Origin of the sequence: Rhodococcus sp. BP-241 (assembly GCF_019836145.1) — a bacterium.
Taxonomy (GTDB): Bacteria; Actinomycetota; Actinomycetes; order Mycobacteriales; family Mycobacteriaceae; genus Rhodococcoides.
This window is the reverse complement of sequence record NZ_JABUEI010000014.1, coordinates 16,742-37,057: the sequence shown is the minus strand read 5'-3', so window position 1 is coordinate 37,057 and position 20,316 is coordinate 16,742. Positions and strand designations below refer to the sequence as shown.

The window sequence follows — 20,316 nt, the reverse complement described above, 5'->3', positions numbered from 1 at the left end:
CACGAGGTACTCGTGTACTACGCAGCGTAGACCAAAGCGGGCTCGGTTCTCGTGTCGGGTCGGGTGCGAGTTGGGCGGCGACACCGGGCCCGGCCGGTCACTTCGGCGTTCCCGCCGCACTGCGGCATACTCGGACCGATGCGCGTCGGGCCGTCGAGGTCCCGGCGACGCCTGTGACCAGGCCCGCTACCGGGCCGACACCCGAACGAAACGAGGCGTACCGACCGTGTGTGGACTGCTGGGACTGCTGACGTCGAACGCATCCGCGGAAGATGTCGTCGATGCCGTCGGCCACGCGTCGCACTGCATGCGACACCGCGGGCCGGACGAGCCGGGAACGTGGCACGACGACGATCTGGCGCTGGGCTTCAACCGGCTCTCGATCATCGACATCGAGCACTCGCACCAGCCGCTCCGCTGGGGCCCCGCGGAGAGTCCGGAGCGCTACGCGCTGGTGTTCAACGGCGAGATCTACAACTACCTCGAACTGCGCGAGACGTTGGCACGCGAGCACGGCGCGACGTTCGCCACCGAGGGTGACGGCGAGGCCATTCTCGCCGCGTTCCACTTCTGGGGCGACGACGCCGTTCGACGCCTGCGGGGCATGTTCGCCTTCGCGCTGTGGGACACCGAGAAGCGGGAACTGTTCCTCGCGCGTGACCCGTTCGGCATCAAGCCGCTGTTCTACTCGACAGGCGCCGCGGGCACCGCGTTCGCGAGCGAGAAGAAGAGCATTCTCGAACTCCTCGAGTCGTTGGGCGTGTCCGACGAGCTCGACCCCCGCGCCCTGGAGCACTACACGGTGCTGCAGTACGTGCCGGAACCCGAGACGCTCCACGCGGGCATCCGTCGCCTGGAGTCCGGCTGCACCGCTCGCCTGACTCCCGGCTCCGAGCCGACCGTCACTCGCTACTTCCGGCCGACGTTCCCGGTGCGTCCCGTCCCGTCGGGCACCGAGGCGGCGCGCTACCGCGAGATCGCCGAGGCGCTCGAGGACTCCGTCGCCAAGCACATGCGTGCCGACGTCACCGTCGGCTCGTTCCTGTCCGGCGGCATCGACTCCACGGCGATCGCCGCGCTCGCCATGCGGCACAACCCGGATCTGGTCACCTTCACCACCGGTTTCGAGCGTGAGGGCTACTCCGAGGTGGACGTCGCGGCCGAGTCGGCCGCCGCGATCGGCGCCAAGCACGTCATCAAGGTCGTCGGGCCCGAGGAGTTCGCCGCGGCGATCCCCGAGATCGTCTGGTATCTCGACGATCCGGTGGCGGACCCGGCGCTGGTGCCGCTCTACTTCGTCGCCAAGGAAGCACGTAAGCACGTCAAGGTGGTGCTGTCGGGCGAGGGTGCGGACGAGTTGTTCGGCGGCTACACCATCTACCGGGAGCCGTTGTCGCTCGCACCGTTCGAGAAGCTGCCACCCTCCCTGCGACGCGCCGCCGGTCGACTGAGTGAGCGCATCCCGGAGGGCACCCGCGGCAAGAGTCTCCTGCACCGCGGGTCGATGAGCCTGGAGGAGCGCTACTACGGCAATGCGCGCAGCTTCAACGATGCGCAGTTGCGGTCGGTGTTGCGCGAGTTCCGGCCCGAGTGGACCCATCAGGACGTGACGGCGCCGATCTACGCGCAGTCCGCCGGCTGGGACCCGGTGGCGCGGATGCAGCATCTGGACCTGTTCACGTGGCTGCGCGGCGACATCCTGGTGAAGGCCGACAAGATCACGATGGCCAACTCGTTGGAGTTGCGCGTGCCGTTCCTCGACAACGAGGTGTTCCGGGTGGCGGAGCAGTTGCCGCTGGAGCAGAAGATCACGAAGTCGACGACGAAGTACGCGCTACGCAAAGCACTCGACGGCATCGTGCCCGATCATGTGCTCAACCGCGCGAAGCTGGGTTTCCCTGTGCCGCTTCGGCATTGGCTGCGTGGCACCGAGCTCTTCGACTGGGCGCACCAGCAGATCGCCGATTCCCAGACCGATCACCTGCTCGACAAGGCCGCGATCACCCGCATGCTGAACGACCACCGCGAGGGACGCAGCGATCACAGCCGCCGGTTGTGGACCGTGCTCATCTTCATGGTGTGGCACGGCATCTTCGTCGAGAAGCGCATCGTGCCGGCCATCGCCGAACCCACGTACCCGGTTCGGCTCTAACCGGCAGACGCGAACTACTGCGGGAGGATCGCGGCGATCTCGGCCGCGGCCTCGTCGCCGTACGCGTCGGTGAGGCGCTTGATCGCGTCGTCACGGACGAGCGTCCATTCCTGGGTGCCGGTGGTCTCGAGCACGAGCACCGCGATGAACGATCCGAGCTGGGCGGCGCGCTCGAGGCCCAGCCCGTTGGCGCGGCCGACGAGGAAGCCGGCGCGGAACGCGTCACCGACACCGGTGGGGTCGACCTTGCTGGTCTCCGGGACCACGGAGACGCGAATGTCCGTGCCGTCGGCGCCGACGATCTCGACGCCGTTCTTGCCGAGCGTGGTCACGCGCAGCCCGACGGTGTCGCGGATCTGGCGTTCGGTCAGCCCGGTCTTCTGACGGAGGAGGCCCCACTCGTACTCGTTGGTGAACAGGTACTCGGCACCCTGGATGAGCTCGGTGGCCTGCGTTCCGTCGAGGCGTGCGAGCTGCTGCGACGGATCCGCGGCGAAGGGGATGCCCAGTTCGCGGCACTCCGCCGTGTGGCGCATCATCGCGGCCGGGTCGTTGGCGCCGACCAGGACGAGTTCCAGGTCGCGACCCTCGGCCACGGTGTGGACGGAGATGTCGCCGGCCTCGGTCATCGCGCCGGGGTAGAACGAGGCGATCTGTGCCATGTCCTCGTCGGTGGTGCAGACGAAACGCGCGGTGTGAGCCGTCTCGGAGAGGGTGACGGCGGAGCAGTCGACGCCGTTGTCCTCGAGCCACGTCTGATACTCGGCGAAGTCGGGACCGACCGAGCCGACGAGCAGCGGTGCGCCGCCCAGAACACCCATGGCGTAGGCGATGTTGCCGCCCACCCCGCCCTTGCGGATGACGAGGTCGTCGACGAGGAAGCTCAGCGAGACGTGTGCCAGCTGATCGGCGAGGAACTGGTCGGCGAACCGACCGGGAAACCGCATCAGATGGTCGGTAGCAATGGAGCCGGACACCGCAATGGTCACGTCCGAGGGCCTTTCGCAGCAGGTGGAGGAGAACTGCTGTGAACCTTACCCGGGTGACGAGTGGGTGAACCCCATCAGACGGACGCCCCGGGACGACGCACCCCGGACACACGTCGTCCCCGGCACCCACGCAGGGTGCCGGGGACGGCGGGAGACTACTCGGGACTCAGTTGAAGGAGTCACCGCACGCGCACGAACCCGTGGCGTTGGGGTTGTCGATCGTGAAGCCCTGCTTCTCGATGGTGTCGACGAAGTCGATCGATGCGCCCTCGACGTACGGCGCGCTCATCCGGTCCACGGCGAGCGTGACGCCACCGAAGTCCTTGACCAGGTCGCCGTCGAGCGAGCGGTCGTCGAAGAACAGCTGGTAGCGCAGCCCTGCGCACCCGCCGGGCTGAACCGCGATGCGCAGCGCCAGGTCGTCGCGGCCTTCCTGATCCAGCAGTGCCTTGGCCTTGGACGAGGCCGCTTCGGTCATCAGGACGGCGTGCGTCTCGGTGTCGGTGGTGGTCACGTCACTGGTGGCGACGTCGTTCTGCACAGTCATGGGTTCTCCCTATCGTTCGTGCCCTCTCGGCGACAACGCCGGCGAACACAGTCAACGGTACTCCCGACCCCGCTATTCCACACGATCGCCGGGGCGGTCACGCCCACGAGCCGGTGCGGGCGACGTCCGCGGCGAGGCCGGTCAGCTGGGCACGCGCGTCCGACATGGCGAGGTCGACCGATCCGGCGAAATCGGTCACCGAGTGCGCCGACTCGATGCCCGCCGCGCGCATGTCGTCCTCGCCCAGACGCACCTGACCGGCGAGGACCACCGTGCGCACACCGTGCTCGCGAGCCGCCCCCGCGAGAGCGGTCACCACCTTTCCGCGCAACGACTGCGAGTCGAACTTCCCCTCGCCCGTCAGCACCACGTCGACCGTCGGCATCACCTCGTGGCGACGGGTGCGCTCGGCCACCAGATCGGCCCCGGACGTGCGGGTCGCTCCCAGCGCGAGCAACGCGGCGCCCAGGCCACCGGCCGCACCCGCCCCCGGCAGGTCCGCCACCGCGCGCTCTGCGACGCGATCGAGCTCGACGCACCAGTCGGCGTTCCGCTCCTCCAGGACACGCACGGTGTCCGCGTCCGCACCCTTCTGCGGTCCGAACACCGCGGCCGCACCGGCCGGACCCAGCAACGGATTGTCGACGTCCGTGGCCGCGACGAGGTCGACGTCCGCGAGAGCCGCGACCGCCGCGTCGGGTCCCCCGAGAGCCTCGATCATGCCCGCGCCGCCGTCGGTCGAGCTGCTGCCACCGAGACCGACCACCACGGTGGTCGCACCACGGGTCAGCGCCTCCGCGACGATCTGCCCCACTCCCCTGCTGGACGCCGCGACGGCCGACTCCGGATCCGGCGAACGACCGAGCAGTCCGAGACCGACGGTCTGCGCGACCTCCACGTAGGCGGTCGCGCCGTCGAGCAACCAGCGCGCGGTCACGACGTCGCCGAGGGGTCCGGACACGGTCGACTCGATCACCTCGCCGCCGTCGGCCGCGAGTGCGTCGACGAACCCGGGTCCGCCGTCGGACTGGGGCGCGAGGATCAGCTCGTCGTCGCGCGCGCTCGACCACCCCGCCGCGATGGCGTCGGCTGCTTCGGCCGCGGTCAGGGTGTCTCCGAAGGAATCGGGGGCGATGAGAACGCGCATCGGAACACTCTAACGAGGAGCGTCGGTCGTGAGAGCCCACGACTGCGGTGTTCGCGTGGTGGTGAACGTCGAATAACCTGTGGGGGTGAAGCTGCCCTTCGGTAAGTCGAGTGAGAAGTCCGACACCCAGACCCCCGTCGACCACGAGTCGACGAGCCTGGACGAGAGCACGGCGCAGACCCGCGGCAACGTCAGCCTCGGCAAGGGCCGTCCGACGCCCTCCCGGCGTGAGGCCGAGGGCCGCCGCCGCGGCCCGGTCGCACCGGCACCGCTGACGGCCAAGGAGGCCCGGGCGCGACGCAAGGCGACGCGGGGCAGCAAGGACGAGCGCAAGGCCGCCTCGGCCGAGCGTCGCGCGAAGGCCGCGGACCAGCGTGCCCGCATGATGGCCGGCGAGGACAAGTTCCTCCTCCCCCGCGACAAGGGCCCCGTCCGCGCCTACGCGCGTGACCTGGTCGACTCGCGTCGCAACTTCGTCGGGCTCTTCATGCCGATGGCCCTGATCCTTCTCGTGGCACTGTTCCTGAGCCCCGAGGTGCAGTCGATCGTCACGCTCGCGCTGTTCATCATGATGATCTTCATGGGTATCGACGGCTATCTGCTCGGCCGCCGCGTCAACAACAAGGTGCGGGACCGTTTCCCCGAGACTCCGGACGGCGGCTTCAAGCTCGGCTGGTACTCGTTCGTCCGCGCGTCGCAGGTCCGCAAGATGCGTGCCCCCAAGCCTCGCGTCGGCCCCGGCGACGCGGTCTGAGCGCACCCGCGGTGACGCGCACGCTCGTCCTCGGAGGTGCCCGGTCCGGCAAGTCCGGCCATGCGGAGTCGTTGCTGGCCGGTCACGCCGAGGTCCGGTACGTGGCCACCGGGCGGCGGAACAGTGCGGACGCCGATTGGGACGCCCGCATCGACACGCATCGACGGACGCGGCCGGAGCACTGGTCCACGGTCGAGATCACCTCGTACGCGGCACTGTCCGAGGCCCTGCGGGACGACGTGCCCACACTGGTCGACGACCTGGGGACCTGGCTCACCGGCGCGCTGGACGATCTGCGCGCGTGGGACTCGCCGCGAGGCACGGTGGTGGGGGCGGTCGACGACCTGGTGACGGCCGTCGACCGGTTCGAGGGTCCGCTGGTGCTCGTCTCCCCCGAGGTGGGTCTGGGCGTGATCCCGGAGTCGCGGGCGGGCAGACTCTTCCGCGACGAGATCGGTGCCGCGAACGCCCGTCTCGCGCAGGTGTGTGACGCGGTGACGTTGGTGGTGGCCGGGTTGTTCGTCCCCCTCAGCCGACCGAGTGACCGACCCACCGACCGATCGAGAGGCACGTGGTGACCGAGAGTTCCGCACTGTTCCGTCCGGTGGATCCACCCGACGCCGAGATCGCCCGCGAGGCGAGAGCCAGGCAGTCGTCGTTGACCAAGCCCGCGGACTCGCTCGGCCGTCTCGAGGACCTCGCCGTGTGGGTCGCGTCGTGCCAGGGCGTGAGCCCTCCGCATCGGTTCGCTCGGGCTCGCGCCGTGGTCTTCGCCGGCGATCACGGCATCGCCCGCGGTGGGGTCTCCGCGTACCCGCCCGAGGTGACGGCGCAGATGGTCGCGAACATCGCCGCCGGCGGCGCCGCGATCAACGCGTTGGCGACGGTGTCCGGTGCGACCGTGCGAGTGGTGGACATCGCGGTCGACGCGGACACCGACGACTCCGTGTCGTCGCACAAGGTGCGTCGCTCCAGTGGGTCGATCGACCGCGAGGACGCACTGTCGCAGGACGAGGTGATCGCCGCCCTGACAGCGGGCCGCGACATCGCCGACGAGGAGGTCGACGGCGGCGCCGACCTGTTGATCGCCGGCGACATGGGCATCGGCAACACCACCCCCGCCACCGTGCTGATCGCTGCCGTCACCAACACCGAACCGGTGGCGGCGGTCGGCCGCGGTACCGGCATCGACGACGCGGGGTGGATCCGCAAGACCGCCGCGATCCGTGACGCCCTGCGGCGTGCGCGTCCCGTCACCCGCGACCCGATCGCACTGCTGCGCACCGTCGGCGGCGCCGATCTCGCCGCGATGACCGGCTTCCTGGTGCAGGCCGCGGTGCGTCGCACACCGGTGCTGCTCGACGGCGTCGTCGTCACGGCGGCGGCACTGGTCGCGAACGATCTCTCGGTCGGCGCCTCGTCGTGGTGGCTGGCCGGCCATCGGTCGACGGAACCGGCACACGCCTTGGCGCTCGCACACCTGCGACTCGATCCCCTGCTCGACCTGTCGATGCGCCTCGGCGAGGGCTCGGGGGCGATGGTCGCGCTGCCGATCCTGTCCGGTGCCGTCGCGACACTCGCCGACATGGCGACGTTCTCCGATGCCGGAGTGAGCACGCGGCCCTGATGTTCCTGGACCCGGTGCGCCTGGCGTTCTCCTGGCTGACGGTGCTGCCGGTGCGTGGTCCGGACGCCGTCGATCGCGACGACGCACGTCGCGCGATCGGGATCGTCCCGCTCGTGGGCCTGGCGCTGGGCGGCGCGGCCGCACTGGTGGTGTGGTCGTGCGCCGCAGCCGACCTGCCGCCCCTGCTCGCGGGACTGCTGGGCGTCGGCATCCTGGCGCTGTTGACCCGCGGAATGCATCTCGACGGGCTCGCGGACACCGCGGACGGACTCGGGTCCTACGGCCCGGCCGAGCGTGCGCTGGCGATCATGAAGTCCGGGTCCACCGGACCGTTCGGGGCCGCGACCCTCGTTCTGATTCTCGGCGTGCAGGCGGTGGCCATGGGCGAACTCGTCTCTCGGGGAGACGCTCTCGCGATCGTGGTCGCTGCCGTCGTGTCCCGGTGCGCCGTCGTGATCGTGTGCCGCCGCTCGGTGCCCGCCGCCACCGGCAGTGGCTTCGGCTCACTCGTCGCGGCGTCGCAGTCACCCGCCGTGGTCACCCTGTGGGTCCTCGTGGCACTCGCCGCCGGGCTGCTCGCCGTCCCCGGCGTCCCGCTGCAGGGAGTGGCAGCCGTCGCGGTGGCACTCGCTGCCGTCACTCTGCTCGCCCGGCACTGCGTTCGGCGATTCGGCGGTCTCGTCGGTGACGTGCTCGGGGCGAGCATCGAGCTGACCACCGCCGTGGTGCTCGTGCTCTGCCTCGTCGGCTGAGCGATCAGTCGCGCAGCGTGCTCATCCAGCCGTGGGTGTCGGCGAAGGTTCCGCGCTGGATTCCGGTGAGTGTGTCGCGCAGCGCCATGGTGACCTCGCCGGGCTCTCCGGTACCGATACGGAAGTCGCCCTCGGCCGACTTCACGCTGCCGACTGGGGTGATCACGGCTGCGGTGCCGCACGCGAAGACCTCGGTGATCTCGCCCGACTCCGCCTTCTTCTGCCACTCGTCCGTGGAGATCTTGCGCTCCTCCACGGCGAAGCCCGCGTCCGTGGCGAGCGCCAGCAGCGAGTCACGCGTGATGCCGGGCAGCAGCGAGCCGGACAGGGACGGCGTGACCAACCGCGCGTCGGGTCCGGAGCCGAAGACGAAGAACAGGTTCATCCCGCCCATCTCCTCGACGTAGCGGCGCTCGAGCGCGTCGAGCCACACGACCTGGTCGCAGCCCTGGTCCGCGGCCTGCGCCTGGGCCAGCAACGAGGCCGCGTAGTTGCCCGCGAACTTCGCGGCGCCGGTGCCGCCCGGCGCGGCGCGCACGTACTCGGTGGAGAGCCACACGCTGACCGGCTTGACCCCGCGCGGGAAGTACGCGCCGGCGGGCGAGGCGATGAGGAGGTAGCGGTAGGAGGACGACGGGCGCACGCCCAGCCCCGCCTCGGTGGCGAACATGAACGGCCGCAGGTAGAGCGCGTCCTCGCCGCCGGCGACGGGCACCCACTCGTGGTCGACGGCGAGCAGCTGCTCGATGGACTCGCGGAACAGCTCCACCGGCAGGGCCGGCATCGCCAACCGCGCGGCCGAGCTCTGCAGGCGCTCCGCGTTCGCGCCGGGGCGGAACGACGCGAGACTGCCGTCGGGCTGTCGGTAGACCTTGAGACCTTCGAAGATGGCCTGGCCGTAGTGCAGAACCATGGCCGCGGGATCCATCGGGAACGGCGCGTAGGGCGTCACCACCGCGTCGTGCCACCCGGTGCCGGCGTCGTAGTCGATGGCCACCATGTGATCGGTGAAGTGCACGCCGAACCCGGGCGCCTGCAACACCGCTGCCCGCGCTTCCGCGGTGGCGGGCGACGGGTGCTCGTGACGCGTGAATTCCAGGCCAGTCATGCCGAACACTCTAAAGCAGCGTGGTGTGGCATCTCACCGCACGTGCGCCTCGACGAACGGCGGCCTGACCACCTCGCACGCGATCGCCCGACCACGCACGTCCACGTCGACCGCGTCACCGATGGCGACGCCCGCCGCGGTGTCGAGCAACGCGAGCGCGATGCCCACCTTGAGGGTCGGCGAGTAGGTGCCGGACGTGGTCGCACCGACCGGTTCTCCGGTGCCGACCGAATTCCCCGGGCGCAGGACGGTCAGATCCGGACGCAGCACACCGCGTCCGACGGCGCGGAGGCCGACGAGGGTGCGGGGTGCGCCCGCCTCCTTCTGCGCCACGAGGGCGTCGCGTCCGCGGAACTCGTCCTTCTTCCAGCCCACCGCCCAGCCGCAGCGCGCTTCCAGCGGACTGATGTCGACGGACAGCTCGTGCCCGTGCAGCGGGTAGCCCATCTCGGTGCGCAGTGTGTCGCGCGCTCCGAGACCGGCGGGCTCGCCGCCCACCTCGCGCACCGCGCCCAGCAGCGCCTCGAACAGCGACGCGGCCGTGTCCCACTGCGGCAGCAGCTCGTACCCGTGCTCCCCCGTGTAGCCGGTGCGACAGACCCGTACCGAGCCGGATCCGAACGCGACGTCCTCGAACGCCATGTAATCGAGGGAGGACGGCAGCCCGACGGCGGCGAGGACGTCGGCCGACCGCGGTCCCTGCACGGCGAGGACGCCGTACTCCCGGTGGGCCGAGCGGACCTCGATGCCGGCCGGGGCACCCTGCGCGAGCACCTCGACCACGGCGGCGGTGTTGGCCGCGTTGGGCACGAGGAACACCTCGTCGTCGGACACGAGGTAGGCGATGAGGTCGTCGACCACTCCGCCGTTCTCGGTGCAGCACAACGTGTACTGCGCCTGGCCGGGCCCGATGCGGTCGAGCGCGTTGGTCAGCACCGAGTCGACGTACGCCGCGGCACCGGGACCGGAGACGACCGCCTTGCCCAGGTGACTCACGTCGAACAACCCCGCGGTGGTGCGCGTCGACGTGTGCTCGGAGACGGTGCCCGCGTACGACACCGGCATCGTCCACCCGCCGAAGGGGGCGAACGTGGCTCCGAGGGCGACGTGCGCCTCGTGGACCGGACCGTGCAACAACTCTTCGCTCATGGTGGGGAACGCTAACTCAGACGAGCCCGGTGTCGGGGTCGGCATACGATCGACTGCGTCGCTCCACCCTCACCGACCGTCCCCGACCATCAGGAGCAGCAGCACGTGAGCAGTCAGTCGCAGCGCACACTCGGACCCGAACTGGTCCTCGCCGGAACCATCGACAAGGCCGTCGAGGTCGTCGTCGTCGGACTCGAGAAGACCGACGACGGTGTCCGCATCGTCGGCGAGGACTTCCTCGGGAACGCCGCCGCAGACGTCCTCGCCGCGGTCACGGCCCTCGGCGCCACCGGCCGGGCCGATCAGGTCACCCGCGTTCCCGCACCCTCGTCCCTGCCCGCCGCCAGCGTTCTCGCCGTCGGTCTGGGCACCGCCGCCGAGCGCACCGACGACGTGCTGCGTCGTGCGGCCGGATCGGCGGCGCGCGCGCTCACCGGCATCGGCCACGTCGCGACGACCCTGTCCGCCGTCGGCCTCGCCGCCGCCGCGGAGGGCCTCTACCTCGGCGCCTACCAGTTCAGCGAGTACAAGCAGAAGTCGGCGCCCAAGGACGACGCGACTCCGATCACGCGGGTGGATCTGCTCGTCGGATCGCCGCGCGACAAGCAGGCTCGCGCCGAACTCGCGCGCTCCGAGGCCGTCGCCGAGGCGGTCGCCACCGCGCGTGACCTCGTCAACACGCCCCCGAGCCACCTCTTCCCGGCCGAGTTCGCCGAGCGCGCCCGTGCCCTCGGGACCGAGGCCGGCCTCACCGTGCAGGTGCTCGACGAGAAGGCACTCGAGCGCGGGGGCTACGGCGGCATCGTCGGCGTCGGCAAGGGCTCGTCCCGCCCGCCGCGTCTGGTCCGGCTGTCCTGGTCCGGCGGAAAGAAGAAGTCCCCCACCGTCGCTCTCGTCGGCAAGGGCATCACGTTCGACACCGGCGGCATCTCGATCAAGCCCGCGGCGGGCATGGAGAACATGACCTCGGACATGGCCGGCGCGGCCGCCGTCGTCGCGACGGTGGTGCTGGCGGCCAAGTTGAAACTGCCGATCGACGTCACCGCGACGGTGCCGATGGCCGAGAACATGCCGTCGTCCACGGCGCAGCGTCCCGGCGACGTGCTGACCCAGTACGGCGGCACCACGGTCGAGGTCATCAACACCGACGCCGAGGGCCGCCTCATTCTCGCCGACGCCATCGTGCGCGCCTGCGAGGACGAGCCGGACTACCTCATCGACACCGCGACCCTCACCGGAGCGCAGATGGTCGCCCTCGGCACACGCACCCCCGGTGTCATGGGCACCGAGGTGTTCCGCGACCGCGTCGCCGCCATCTCGCAGCGCATCGGCGAGAACGCCTGGGCGATGCCGCTGCCGGCCGAACTGCGACCCGATCTCGACTCCCGCGTCGCCGACCTCGCCAACGTCACCAACCACCGGTGGGGCGGCATGCTCGCGGCCGGGCTCTACCTGAAGGAGTTCGTCGCCGAGGGCGTCCAGTGGGCGCACATCGACGTGGCCGGGCCGGCCTTCAACACCGGCGGGCCGCACGGCTACACGAGCAAGGGCGGCACCGGTGTCCCGGTGCGCACCATGATCTCGGTGCTCGAGGACATCGCCGAGCAGGGCTGACCCGCTCGCGCGAGCGGGGAGCTCAGGCTCCCTGCTCGCGCCTCCGGATGATCTTCTGTCGGGCGTCGTGGTCCCGCATCCGCTGGGGATACCCGGTCTTGCGCACGTCGTAGACCGGGATCTTCAGGTCCTCGCCCAGCTTGCGCGCGCCCTTCTCGCCGCCCACCGCGCGGCGGGTCCACTGACCGTCGTTCGCGATCAGCACCACGGTGATCGGAGTGACCGTCGTCTCCGGTTCGACGTAGGCCTCGACGCCGATGCGGGCGGCCGTCCAGTCGGCGAGATGCGCTCTGTCGGACGAGGACGCTCCGCCTCGGGATCGACTCGGGCGCTTGAATCTGTCGAACAGTCCCACGGTGTCTCCTCCATCCGCCGAGCAGTGCACGCGACTCTCGCGTGCACGAAATACACTCAATCCGGTCCACACCATCATCCGGACGGCACGCCGACCCCACCGAGCGCGAACCGTCTCACGAAGTGACAGGATGATCGGGCATCGCGTGAACCATCTCACGGTGCGCGTCACCCGTTACCGGCACAACTCGCCGCGAGAACGGTGCGACGCGGCCACAATGGTCCACGTACCGCGACCGGCTAGACACCACACCCGCTAGCGACCACGAGCCGCTACACCCGTACTACAACTTGTCGAGGAGTCAACAGACATGACCTTCTCCGTCCAGATGCCAGCTCTCGGTGAAAGCGTCACCGAGGGGACTGTCACACGGTGGCTGAAACAGGAGGGGGACACGGTCGAAGTCGACGAACCCTTGCTCGAAGTCTCCACCGACAAGGTGGACACGGAGATTCCGTCTCCGGCAGCGGGTGTCCTGACCAAGATCGTCGCGCAGGAGGACGACACCGTCGAGATCGGCGGTGAGCTCGGTGTCATCGGTGACGCGGACGAGGCACCGTCCGACGGGGACGACTCGAGCAGCGACGACTCGAGCAGCGACGAAGCCGACGCAGGCCCGTCCGACGCCGCCGAGCAGGCGTCCGTCGAGGGCGAGAGCGAGGCCGACGCGCCCGCACCCGAGAGCGACGACGACGGCGGTGCGAGCAGCGGTTCCACCGGTGGCGGCGACGGCACTCCCGTCACGATGCCCGAACTGGGCGAGTCCGTCACGGAGGGCACCGTCACCCGGTGGCTCAAGGCCGTCGGCGACGAGGTCGCCGTGGACGAGCCGCTCCTCGAGGTCTCCACCGACAAGGTCGACACCGAGATCCCGTCCCCGGTCGCCGGCACTCTGCTCGAGATCAGCGCCGAGGAGGACGACACCGTCGAGGTCGGCGGCCAGCTCGCCGTCATCGGTTCCGGTGCTCCCGCGAAGAAGGAGCCCGCGCCCGAGCCCGAGCCCGAGCCGGAGCCCGAGAAGAAGCCGGAACCCAAGGCCGAAGCGAAGCCCGCCGAGAAGCCCGCCAAGCAGGCCGACCCCGAGCCCGCCGGCGAGGTCTACACGCCGGAGCCGAAGTCCGAGAGCAAGTCCGAGAACTCCTCGAAGTCCGAGTCCGAGGCGCCTGCAGGTGACTCGAACGCAAGCGGTTCCAGCCCGTACGTCACTCCCCTGGTGCGCAAGCTCGCCACGGAGAACGACGTCGATCTGAACTCCGTCAAGGGCACGGGCGTCGGTGGACGCATCCGCAAGCAGGACGTCCTCGCCGCAGCCGAGGCGAAGAAGGCCCCGGCCGAGGAGAAGGCCGCTCCGGCTGTCGCAGCTCCCGCCGCGTCCGCCAAGCCCTCGGCACCGTCCACTGCCGGCGTGCGGCCCGAACTCGCGCACCTGCGCGGTTCGACGCAGAAGATCAACCGCATCCGGCAGATCACCGCCAAGAAGACCCGCGAGTCGCTGCAGACGTCGGCGCAGCTCACGCAGGTGTTCGAGGTCGACCTGACCAAGGTGGCAGCACTGCGCACCCGCGCCAAGGCCACGTTCAAGGAGCGCGAGGGCGTCAACCTGACGTTCCTGCCGTTCTTCGCGAAGGCCGTCGTCGAGGCGCTCAAGGTTCACCCCAACGTGAACGCGAGCATCGACGAGGAGAAGAAGGAGATCACGTACCACGACGCCGAGCACCTGGGCATCGCGGTGGACACCGAGCAGGGCCTCCTCTCCCCCGTCATCCACAACGCGGGCGACCTGTCGCTGGCCGGCATCGCACGCGCCATCGCGGACATCGCGGCACGGGCACGGTCGAACGGCCTCAAGCCGGACGAGCTGTCCGGTGGCACGTTCACCATCACCAACATCGGCAGCCAGGGCGCCCTGTTCGACACGCCGATCCTGGTTCCGCCGCAGGCCGCCATGTTGGGCACCGGGGCCATCGTCAAGCGCCCGGTCGTGGTGACCGACGCCTCGGGCAGCGAGTCCATCGGTGTCCGCTCCATGGCGTTCCTGCCGCTCACCTACGACCACCGTCTCGTCGACGGCGCCGATGCGGGTCGCTTCCTGACCACCATCAAGCACCGCCTCGAGGAGGGCGCGTTCGAAGCCGACCTCGGCCTCTGACGCTTCTTCGGTAATCTCGGAAGTCCCCGACACTTCGCAGCCCCGACCTCCGGGAATCTGTGACCTGTCGAACGAGGGGGCACTCGCTGCACACCGTGCAGTGGGTGCCCCCGTCGCCGTCCCAGGAGGCAGTCACTCGTGCGCATCGTCATCGCAGGTTCGTCCGGACTCATCGGCACGTCGCTCGTGGCGGCGTTGCGCAGCGGAGGGCACGACGTCTTCCGCCTCGTCCGCCGTGCACCCGCGGGACCGGACGAGATCGGCTGGGATCCCACCGCCGGATCGCTCGACCCGGAGGCGCTGAAGGGCGCCGACGCCGTGGTGAACCTGTGCGGTGTCGGGATCGGTGACAAGCGGTGGACCGGCGCGTACAAGCAGGCCGTCCGCGACAGTCGCATCGTCCCCACAGAGGTGATCTCCCGCGCCGTCGTCGAGGCGAAGGTGCCGACGCTCGTCAACGCCAGCGGCATCAACTTCTACGGTGACACCGGCGACACCGTGGTCGACGAGACGGCGCCGGTCGGTACGGGCTTCCTCGCCGAGGTGTGTCGCGACTGGGAGGACGCCACGTCCTTCGCGGCCTCGAACGGCGTCCGGGTGGTGTTCCTGCGCAGCGCTGCCGTCCTGTCCCGGCACGGCGGCATGATGGGCAAGCTCCGCCCGCTGTACCTCTTCGCGCTGGGCGGTCGGCTCGGCAGCGGCCGCCAGTACTTCCCGTGGATCTCACTGACGGACGAGGTCCGGGCGATCGTCTTCACCCTCGAGAATCAGGACATCACCGGACCGGTCAACCTCCAGGGGCCCGCACCGGTGACCAACGCCCAGTTCAACAGCGCCATGTCGCGAGCGGTGCATCGCCCGGCACCGTGGATGGTGCCCGGGTTCGCGATCTCCGCGATCATCGGCGAGTTCGCGAACGAGGCCATCCTGCACAATCCGCGAGCCATCCCCGCGGTGCTCGAGAAGCACGGATTCACGTTCGAGCACAACACCATCGGAGAGGCGCTCGCGGACACCGTCGGCTGACCCGGCGGCGTACTCTTCGATGTCATGATCACCCGCTCCGCCCGCGCCGACTCCCGGCCGATGCTCGTGCGTTCGCTCGGCACGATCGACTACCTCGACGCTCTCGAGATCCAGCGCGAGGTCGCCGGCCGTCGTGCCGAGAACGTCGGCGCCGACGAATTGCTGCTTCTCGAGCACCCCGCCGTCTTCACCGCGGGTCGGCGTACGGCTCCCGAGGATCGGCCGCGCGACGGCACCCCCGTCATCGACGTCGACCGTGGCGGCAAGATCACCTGGCACGGTCCCGGGCAGCTGGTCGGCTATCCCATCGTGCGGCTCGCGGAGCCCGTCGACGTCGTTCGGTACGTCCGGCTGATCGAGGAAGCACTCATCGCCGTGTGCACCGATCTGGGCCTCGAGGTCGGGCGTATCGACGGCCGTTCCGGCGTCTGGCTCGCGGCCGGCGAGGTGCGCGGAGCCCGAGATTCTGGTCCGGGACGGCAGCCCGAACGCAAGGTGGCTGCCATCGGGGTCCGCGTGCAGCGGGGTGTGGCTCTGCACGGCTTCGCCCTGAACTGCAATGCGTCCCTGGAGGGCTTCGGCACCATCGTTCCGTGCGGTATCGCGGACGCCGGCGTCACCACACTGTCGGACGAACTCGGCCGCGACGTGACCGTCGACGAGGTCACTCCGGCGGTCACGCAGCGCATCCTGGACGCACTCGACGGTGCCCTGCCGTTGGCGGTGCACGATCTGGACAGAACGCCCGTCGCACCCACGCCACGCTTCACCACGGTGAACTTCGGCGGATGACCCCCCGCGAGTAGCATCGATGCGGTGACCGTCGCACCCGAGAACTCTCCTGCACAAGCTCCGAACGGACGCAAGCTTCTCCGCCTCGAGATCCGAAACGCGGAGACCCCGATCGAACGCAAACCGTCGTGGATCAAGACCCGCGCGAAGATGGGCCCCGAGTACTCCGAACTCAAGGGACTCGTCAAGCGCGAGGGACTGCACACGGTGTGCGAAGAGGCCGGGTGTCCCAACATCTACGAATGCTGGGAAGACCGCGAAGCCACGTTCCTCATCGGCGGTGAGCAGTGCACCCGTCGCTGCGACTTCTGCCAGATCGACACCGGCAAACCTGCCGACCTCGATCGGGACGAGCCGCGCCGCGTGGCCGAGTCGGTGCAGGCGATGGGTCTGCGCTACTCCACCATCACGGGTGTCGCCCGCGACGATCTCGAGGACGGCGGCGCCTGGCTGTACGCCGAGACCGTCCGTGAGATCAAGCGCCTCAACCCCAACACCGGTGTCGAGCTGCTGATCCCCGACTTCAACGCCGACCCCGACCAACTGGCCGAGGTCTTCTCCTCGCGCCCCGAGGTGCTCGCGCACAACGTGGAGACGGTGCCGCGCATCTTCAAGCGCATCCGTCCCGCGTTCCGCTACCAGCGCAGCCTCGACGTCATCACCGCGGCGCGCGACGCCGGCCTGGTGACCAAGTCGAACCTGATCCTGGGCATGGGCGAGACCTACGAGGAAGTCACGCAGGCGATGCAGGACCTGCACGACGCCGGCTGCGACATCCTCACCATCACCCAGTACCTGCGCCCGTCGCCGCGGCACCATCCGGTCGACCGGTGGGCCAAGCCGGAGGAGTTCGTCGAGCACTCCAAGGCCGCCGAGGCCATGGGCTACGCCGGCGTCCTCGCCGGTCCCCTGGTCCGCTCCTCGTACCGCGCGGGTCGCCTCTACGCGCAGGCCATGGCTCACCACGGCCGTGCGATCTCCGAGAACATGTCCCACCTCGAGCACGGCGGCGAGGCGTCCCAGGAAGCCAGCTCGCTGATGGCGCGCCTGGCAGCCCGCTGACCCCACACCCCCAGCGACACCACGCGGCCCGCCGTCCTACCGGATGGCGGGCCGCGCTGCGTCTGCGCCTATCCTGGGAGCCATGGCGAACGGCGGTACAGCAGGCAAGGGCAAGGCCTCGAAAGAGGCGAAGGCCGCGGCGAAGGCAGCACGCAAGCAGGCCTCGAAGGAACGGCGCTCCCAGTTGTGGCAGGCCTTCCAGATGCAGCGCAAGGAGGACAAGCTCCTCCTGCCGCTGATGATCGGATCGGTCGTCGGTATGGCGGTGCTGTTCTTCCTGATCGGGCTGATCTTCGGGATCGAGTGGCTCCTGCTGCCGTTCGGGCTCCTCATCGGTGTGCTCATCGCGTTCGTGATCTTCGGTCGCCGCGTGCAGAAGTCGGTGTACGGCAAGGCCGAGGGCCAGGCCGGCGCCGCCGCGTGGGCACTGGACAACCTGCAGGGCGGGTGGCGTGTCAAGACCGCCATCGCCGGCACCACGCAGCTGGACGCCGTGCACCGCGTCATCGGTCGTCCCGGCGTCATCCTGGTGGCCGAGGGCGCACCGCAGCGCGTGAAGGCACTGCTGGCGCAGGAGAAGAAGAAGACCGCACGCCTCGTCGGCGACACCCCGATCTACGACGTCGTCGTCGGCAACGACGAGGGCCAGGTGCCGCTCTCGCAGCTGCAGAAGTACCTGACCAAGCTGCCGAAGAACATCGACAGCAAGCGCATGGAGACCATCGAGTCACGGCTCTCGGCGCTGGGCGCCCGCGGTGGCCCGGCACTCCCCAAGGGACCGATGCCGGGCGGCGCGAAGATGAAGGGTGTGCAGCGCACCATCAAGCGTCGCTAGTGGCCTCCGGCCCCGTGCGCCTTGTGCGTGTCCAGGGATGCGCAAAAGGCGCACGGGGGGACTACCGGGACATGAGGAGTGCGGTGCCCGTCGCGCGGTCGTGCATGCCGCGGCTGTCGATGTCGGTGATGACGGCGGGCACCACGAAGGCGATGAAGACCTGACGCACCAGCGCGCGCACGACTCCCACGCGGCCCGGAGCGTCGATGCGCGCCACCTGCATGCCCATGCAGAACTGACCGGGCGTGAAGGAGAACAAGCTCACGGACACGAATCCGAGCAGGAACCACACTCCCAGGGTCAGGGTCGACAGGTTGCCCCCGGCGACGCTGCCGCCGAGGAACAGCGCGGACACACCCATCGACATCAGCCAGTCGATGGCCAACGCCGCGACACGCCTCGGTGTCGGCGCGAGCGAACCCGGCCCCACCTTGGGAAGTCCCAGGTACTCGCCCTGGTAGGCCTGCTGCTCGTGGTCACCGTCGGGCAGCGCGGCGGCGGGGCCCGAGAGCCACGATCCGGTCATCCGTGCCATGAGTGTTCTCCATACTGGTGTGAGTGCGGGGCCATTGCTCCAGGATAGGTGTCGCCCCGGCGGGAGGGTCTTCCCACCGGCCACCAGCTGCGACGACGGGACGCGTAACACCGACGAAACACGGACTTGACGGTGAGGCAACACCACTTCCCTACCGTCGGCGTGGCGCAGCTGCCGCACTCACACAGACGTCGCGGACCAGCACTCGACAAGAAGGAGTTCCAGCGTGGATTTCACCACGGCCGAAGAGGTCATCAAGTACATAGCGGATGAGAGCGTCGAGTACGTCGACATCCGTTTCACCGATCTCCCGGGTATCCAGCAGCACTTCTCGATCGCGGCGAAGGCGTTCACCAAGGACACCCTCGAAGACGGTCTCGCGTTCGATGGCTCGTCCGTGCGTGGCTTCCAGTCGATCCACGAGTCGGACATGATGCTGCTGCCCGACTACGGCACCGCTCAGATCGACCCGTTCCGTCACGCCAAGACTCTGAACATGGACTTCTTCGTCCACGATCCGTACACCCGCGAGTCCTACAGCCGCGACCCCCGCAACGTCGCGCGCAAGGCCGAGGAGTACCTCGCCAGCACCGGCATCGCCGACACCGCGTTCTTCGGTCCCGAGGCCGAGTTCTACATCTTCGACTCGGTGCGCTACGACTCCCAGATGAACGGCGCGTTCTACGAGCTCGACTCGAGCTCCGGCGCCTGGAACACCGGCGCCGAGACCGAGGCCGACGGGTCCCCCAACCTCGGCTACAAGGTCCGCCCGAAGGGCGGCTACTTCCCCGTCGCGCCGTACGACCACTACGTCGACATCCGCGACGCCATCTCCACCAACCTGCAGAACGCGGGCTTCGAGCTCGAGCGCGGCCACCACGAGGTCGGCACCGGCGGTCAGCAGGAGATCAACTACAAGTTCAACACCATGCTGCGTGCAGCCGACGACCTGCAGCTGTTCAAGTACATCGTCAAGAACACCTGCTGGCAGCACGGCAAGTCCGCGACCTTCATGCCGAAGCCGCTCTTCGGTGACAACGGCTCGGGCATGCACGTCCACCAGTCGCTCTGGAAGGACGGCAAGCCGCTCTTCTACGACGAGAAGGGCTACGCGGGTCTGTCGGATCTCGCTCGTCACTACATCGGCGGCATCCTGCACCACGCGCCGTCGCTGCTGGCGTTCACGAACCCGACGATCAACTCTTACCACCGCCTGGTGCCGGGCTACGAGGCCCCCATCAACCTGGTGTACTCGGGCCGTAACCGCTCGGCCGCCGTCCGTATCCCCACCACGGGCAACAACCCGAAGGCCAAGCGTCTCGAGTTCCGCGCGCCCGACGCGTCCGGTAACCCGTACCTGTCGTTCGCCGCGCAGATGATGGCCGGCCTGGACGGCATCAAGAACAAGATCGAGCCGCTCGCTCCCGTCGACAAGGACCTCTACGAGCTCCCGCCCGAGGAAGCGAAGAACATCCCGCAGGCACCCACCTCGCTGCCTGCCGTGATCGACCGCCTCGAGGCCGACCACGAGTACCTCACCGCCGGTGGCGTCTTCACCACCGACCTGATCGAGACCTGGATCTCGCTCAAGCGTGAGAACGAGATCGCGCCGGTGAACCTCCGTCCGCATCCGTACGAGTTCCAGCTGTACTACGACTGCTGAGTCACGCTCCACCACGTCGAGCCCGCTCCGGACCCTGTCCGGCGCGGGCTCGCGTCGTTT

Annotated in this window: 19 protein-coding genes; 12 read left to right on the top strand and 7 right to left on the bottom strand. The window is 69.3% G+C overall.

From position 1 onward, the window contains the following. Positions 1–226 precede the first annotated feature (226 nt). A complete protein-coding gene (gene asnB / locus HQ308_RS20765) occupies positions 227–2,152 on the top strand; it encodes an asparagine synthase (glutamine-hydrolyzing) (RefSeq protein WP_027505811.1) in 1,926 nt (641 codons plus the stop codon). A 14-nt stretch (positions 2,153–2,166) separates the two neighbouring features. Here asnB and HQ308_RS20760 read toward each other — a convergent pair whose 3' ends face one another. From HQ308_RS20760 to HQ308_RS20750, 3 genes are all read right to left on the bottom strand, one after another. Continuing rightward, positions 2,167–3,141 carry a carbohydrate kinase family protein gene (locus HQ308_RS20760; RefSeq protein WP_027505810.1) on the bottom strand — a complete coding sequence of 325 codons (975 nt, stop codon included), beginning with the start codon at positions 3,139–3,141 and terminating at the stop codon, positions 2,167–2,169. Between the two features lie 166 nt (positions 3,142–3,307). After that, entirely contained in the window at positions 3,308–3,688 is a 381-nt protein-coding gene (locus HQ308_RS20755) for an iron-sulfur cluster assembly accessory protein (RefSeq protein WP_027505809.1), read from the bottom strand. Positions 3,689–3,785: 97 nt separating this feature from the next. After that, positions 3,786–4,835, bottom strand: coding sequence for a glycerate kinase (locus HQ308_RS20750; RefSeq protein ID WP_222647735.1), 1,050 nt, complete (start codon positions 4,833–4,835; stop codon positions 3,786–3,788). Between the two features lie 85 nt (positions 4,836–4,920). Here HQ308_RS20750 and HQ308_RS20745 point away from each other — a divergent pair, with 85 nt between their 5' ends. From HQ308_RS20745 to cobS, 4 genes are read left to right on the top strand one after another with little or no spacing between them, the layout of a single operon-like run. Next, positions 4,921–5,589, top strand: a complete 669-nt coding sequence (locus HQ308_RS20745) for a DUF3043 domain-containing protein (protein WP_027505807.1) — start codon at positions 4,921–4,923, stop codon at positions 5,587–5,589. An 11-nt stretch (positions 5,590–5,600) separates the two neighbouring features. Further along, complete coding sequence (locus HQ308_RS20740; protein WP_308115847.1) at positions 5,601–6,167, top strand: bifunctional adenosylcobinamide kinase/adenosylcobinamide-phosphate guanylyltransferase; 567 nt, start codon at positions 5,601–5,603, stop codon at positions 6,165–6,167. Further along, a complete protein-coding gene (gene cobT, locus HQ308_RS20735; RefSeq protein WP_037185716.1) occupies positions 6,161–7,216 on the top strand; it encodes a nicotinate-nucleotide--dimethylbenzimidazole phosphoribosyltransferase in 1,056 nt (351 codons plus the stop codon). The genes HQ308_RS20740 and cobT overlap by 7 nt, the downstream gene beginning before the upstream one ends. 5 nt (positions 7,217–7,221) lie before the next feature. Further along, on the top strand, positions 7,222–7,968 hold the full coding sequence (cobS, locus tag HQ308_RS20730; protein WP_222647761.1) for an adenosylcobinamide-GDP ribazoletransferase: 747 nt from the start codon (positions 7,222–7,224) through the stop codon (positions 7,966–7,968). Between the two features lie 4 nt (positions 7,969–7,972). Here cobS and HQ308_RS20725 read toward each other — a convergent pair whose 3' ends face one another. Beyond that, positions 7,973–9,076, bottom strand: coding sequence for a branched-chain amino acid aminotransferase (locus tag HQ308_RS20725; protein ID WP_027505804.1), 1,104 nt, complete (start codon positions 9,074–9,076; stop codon positions 7,973–7,975). Positions 9,077–9,109: 33 nt separating this feature from the next. Beyond that, positions 9,110–10,225 (bottom strand): glycine cleavage system aminomethyltransferase GcvT, encoded by a 1,116-nt coding sequence (gcvT, locus tag HQ308_RS20720; protein ID WP_222647733.1) that lies wholly within the window; start codon positions 10,223–10,225, stop codon positions 9,110–9,112. Positions 10,226–10,330: 105 nt separating this feature from the next. Between gcvT and HQ308_RS20715 the strand changes: the two genes are divergently transcribed. After that, positions 10,331–11,839: a leucyl aminopeptidase gene (locus HQ308_RS20715; RefSeq protein ID WP_222630518.1), complete on the top strand. Its 1,509-nt coding sequence runs from the start codon at positions 10,331–10,333 to the stop codon at positions 11,837–11,839. 22 nt (positions 11,840–11,861) lie between these two features. Here HQ308_RS20715 and HQ308_RS20710 read toward each other — a convergent pair whose 3' ends face one another. After that, complete coding sequence (locus HQ308_RS20710; protein WP_222647732.1) at positions 11,862–12,194, bottom strand: oxidoreductase; 333 nt, start codon at positions 12,192–12,194, stop codon at positions 11,862–11,864. A 310-nt stretch (positions 12,195–12,504) separates the two neighbouring features. On the opposite strand from HQ308_RS20710, the gene sucB reads away from it, so the two are divergent. The 5 genes from sucB (at position 12,505) to HQ308_RS20685 (ending at position 18,058) form a co-directional block, all read left to right on the top strand. Then, complete coding sequence (sucB, locus tag HQ308_RS20705; protein WP_222647730.1) at positions 12,505–14,343, top strand: 2-oxoglutarate dehydrogenase, E2 component, dihydrolipoamide succinyltransferase; 1,839 nt, start codon at positions 12,505–12,507, stop codon at positions 14,341–14,343. 138 nt (positions 14,344–14,481) lie between these two features. Beyond that, positions 14,482–15,369 carry a TIGR01777 family oxidoreductase gene (locus tag HQ308_RS20700; RefSeq protein ID WP_056445658.1) on the top strand — a complete coding sequence of 296 codons (888 nt, stop codon included), beginning with the start codon at positions 14,482–14,484 and terminating at the stop codon, positions 15,367–15,369. Between the two features lie 24 nt (positions 15,370–15,393). Further along, entirely contained in the window at positions 15,394–16,161 is a 768-nt protein-coding gene (gene lipB, locus HQ308_RS20695; RefSeq protein ID WP_222647729.1) for a lipoyl(octanoyl) transferase LipB, read from the top strand. 24 nt (positions 16,162–16,185) lie between these two features. After that, on the top strand, positions 16,186–17,223 hold the full coding sequence (gene lipA / locus HQ308_RS20690) for a lipoyl synthase (protein ID WP_027505797.1): 1,038 nt from the start codon (positions 16,186–16,188) through the stop codon (positions 17,221–17,223). Between the two features lie 82 nt (positions 17,224–17,305). After that, a complete protein-coding gene (locus HQ308_RS20685) occupies positions 17,306–18,058 on the top strand; it encodes a DUF4191 domain-containing protein (RefSeq protein ID WP_056445665.1) in 753 nt (250 codons plus the stop codon). 61 nt (positions 18,059–18,119) lie between these two features. On the opposite strand, the gene HQ308_RS20680 is transcribed toward HQ308_RS20685, so the two are convergent. Then, on the bottom strand, positions 18,120–18,593 hold the full coding sequence (locus HQ308_RS20680; RefSeq protein ID WP_027505795.1) for an RDD family protein: 474 nt from the start codon (positions 18,591–18,593) through the stop codon (positions 18,120–18,122). 226 nt (positions 18,594–18,819) lie between these two features. Here HQ308_RS20680 and glnA point away from each other — a divergent pair, with 226 nt between their 5' ends. Next, a complete protein-coding gene (glnA, locus tag HQ308_RS20675; protein WP_027505794.1) occupies positions 18,820–20,256 on the top strand; it encodes a type I glutamate--ammonia ligase in 1,437 nt (478 codons plus the stop codon). The last annotated feature ends 60 nt before the right edge of the window (positions 20,257–20,316 follow it).

Bases quoted from the DNA above. Each gene is read 5' to 3' on its own strand.
- HQ308_RS20685 (WP_056445665.1), top strand. From the start codon at position 17,306: ATGGCGAACGGCGGTACAGCAGGCAAGGGCAAGGCCTCGAAAGAGGCG.
- HQ308_RS20755 (WP_027505809.1), bottom strand. From the start codon at position 3,688: ATGACTGTGCAGAACGACGTCGCCACCAGTGACGTGACCACCACCGAC.
- HQ308_RS20680 (WP_027505795.1), bottom strand. From the start codon at position 18,593: ATGGCACGGATGACCGGATCGTGGCTCTCGGGCCCCGCCGCCGCGCTG.
- gcvT (WP_222647733.1), bottom strand. From the start codon at position 10,225: ATGAGCGAAGAGTTGTTGCACGGTCCGGTCCACGAGGCGCACGTCGCC.
- sucB (WP_222647730.1), top strand. From the start codon at position 12,505: ATGACCTTCTCCGTCCAGATGCCAGCTCTCGGTGAAAGCGTCACCGAG.
- HQ308_RS20725 (WP_027505804.1), bottom strand. From the start codon at position 9,076: ATGACTGGCCTGGAATTCACGCGTCACGAGCACCCGTCGCCCGCCACC.
- lipB (WP_222647729.1), top strand. From the start codon at position 15,394: ATGATCACCCGCTCCGCCCGCGCCGACTCCCGGCCGATGCTCGTGCGT.
- HQ308_RS20750 (WP_222647735.1), bottom strand. From the start codon at position 4,835: ATGCGCGTTCTCATCGCCCCCGATTCCTTCGGAGACACCCTGACCGCG.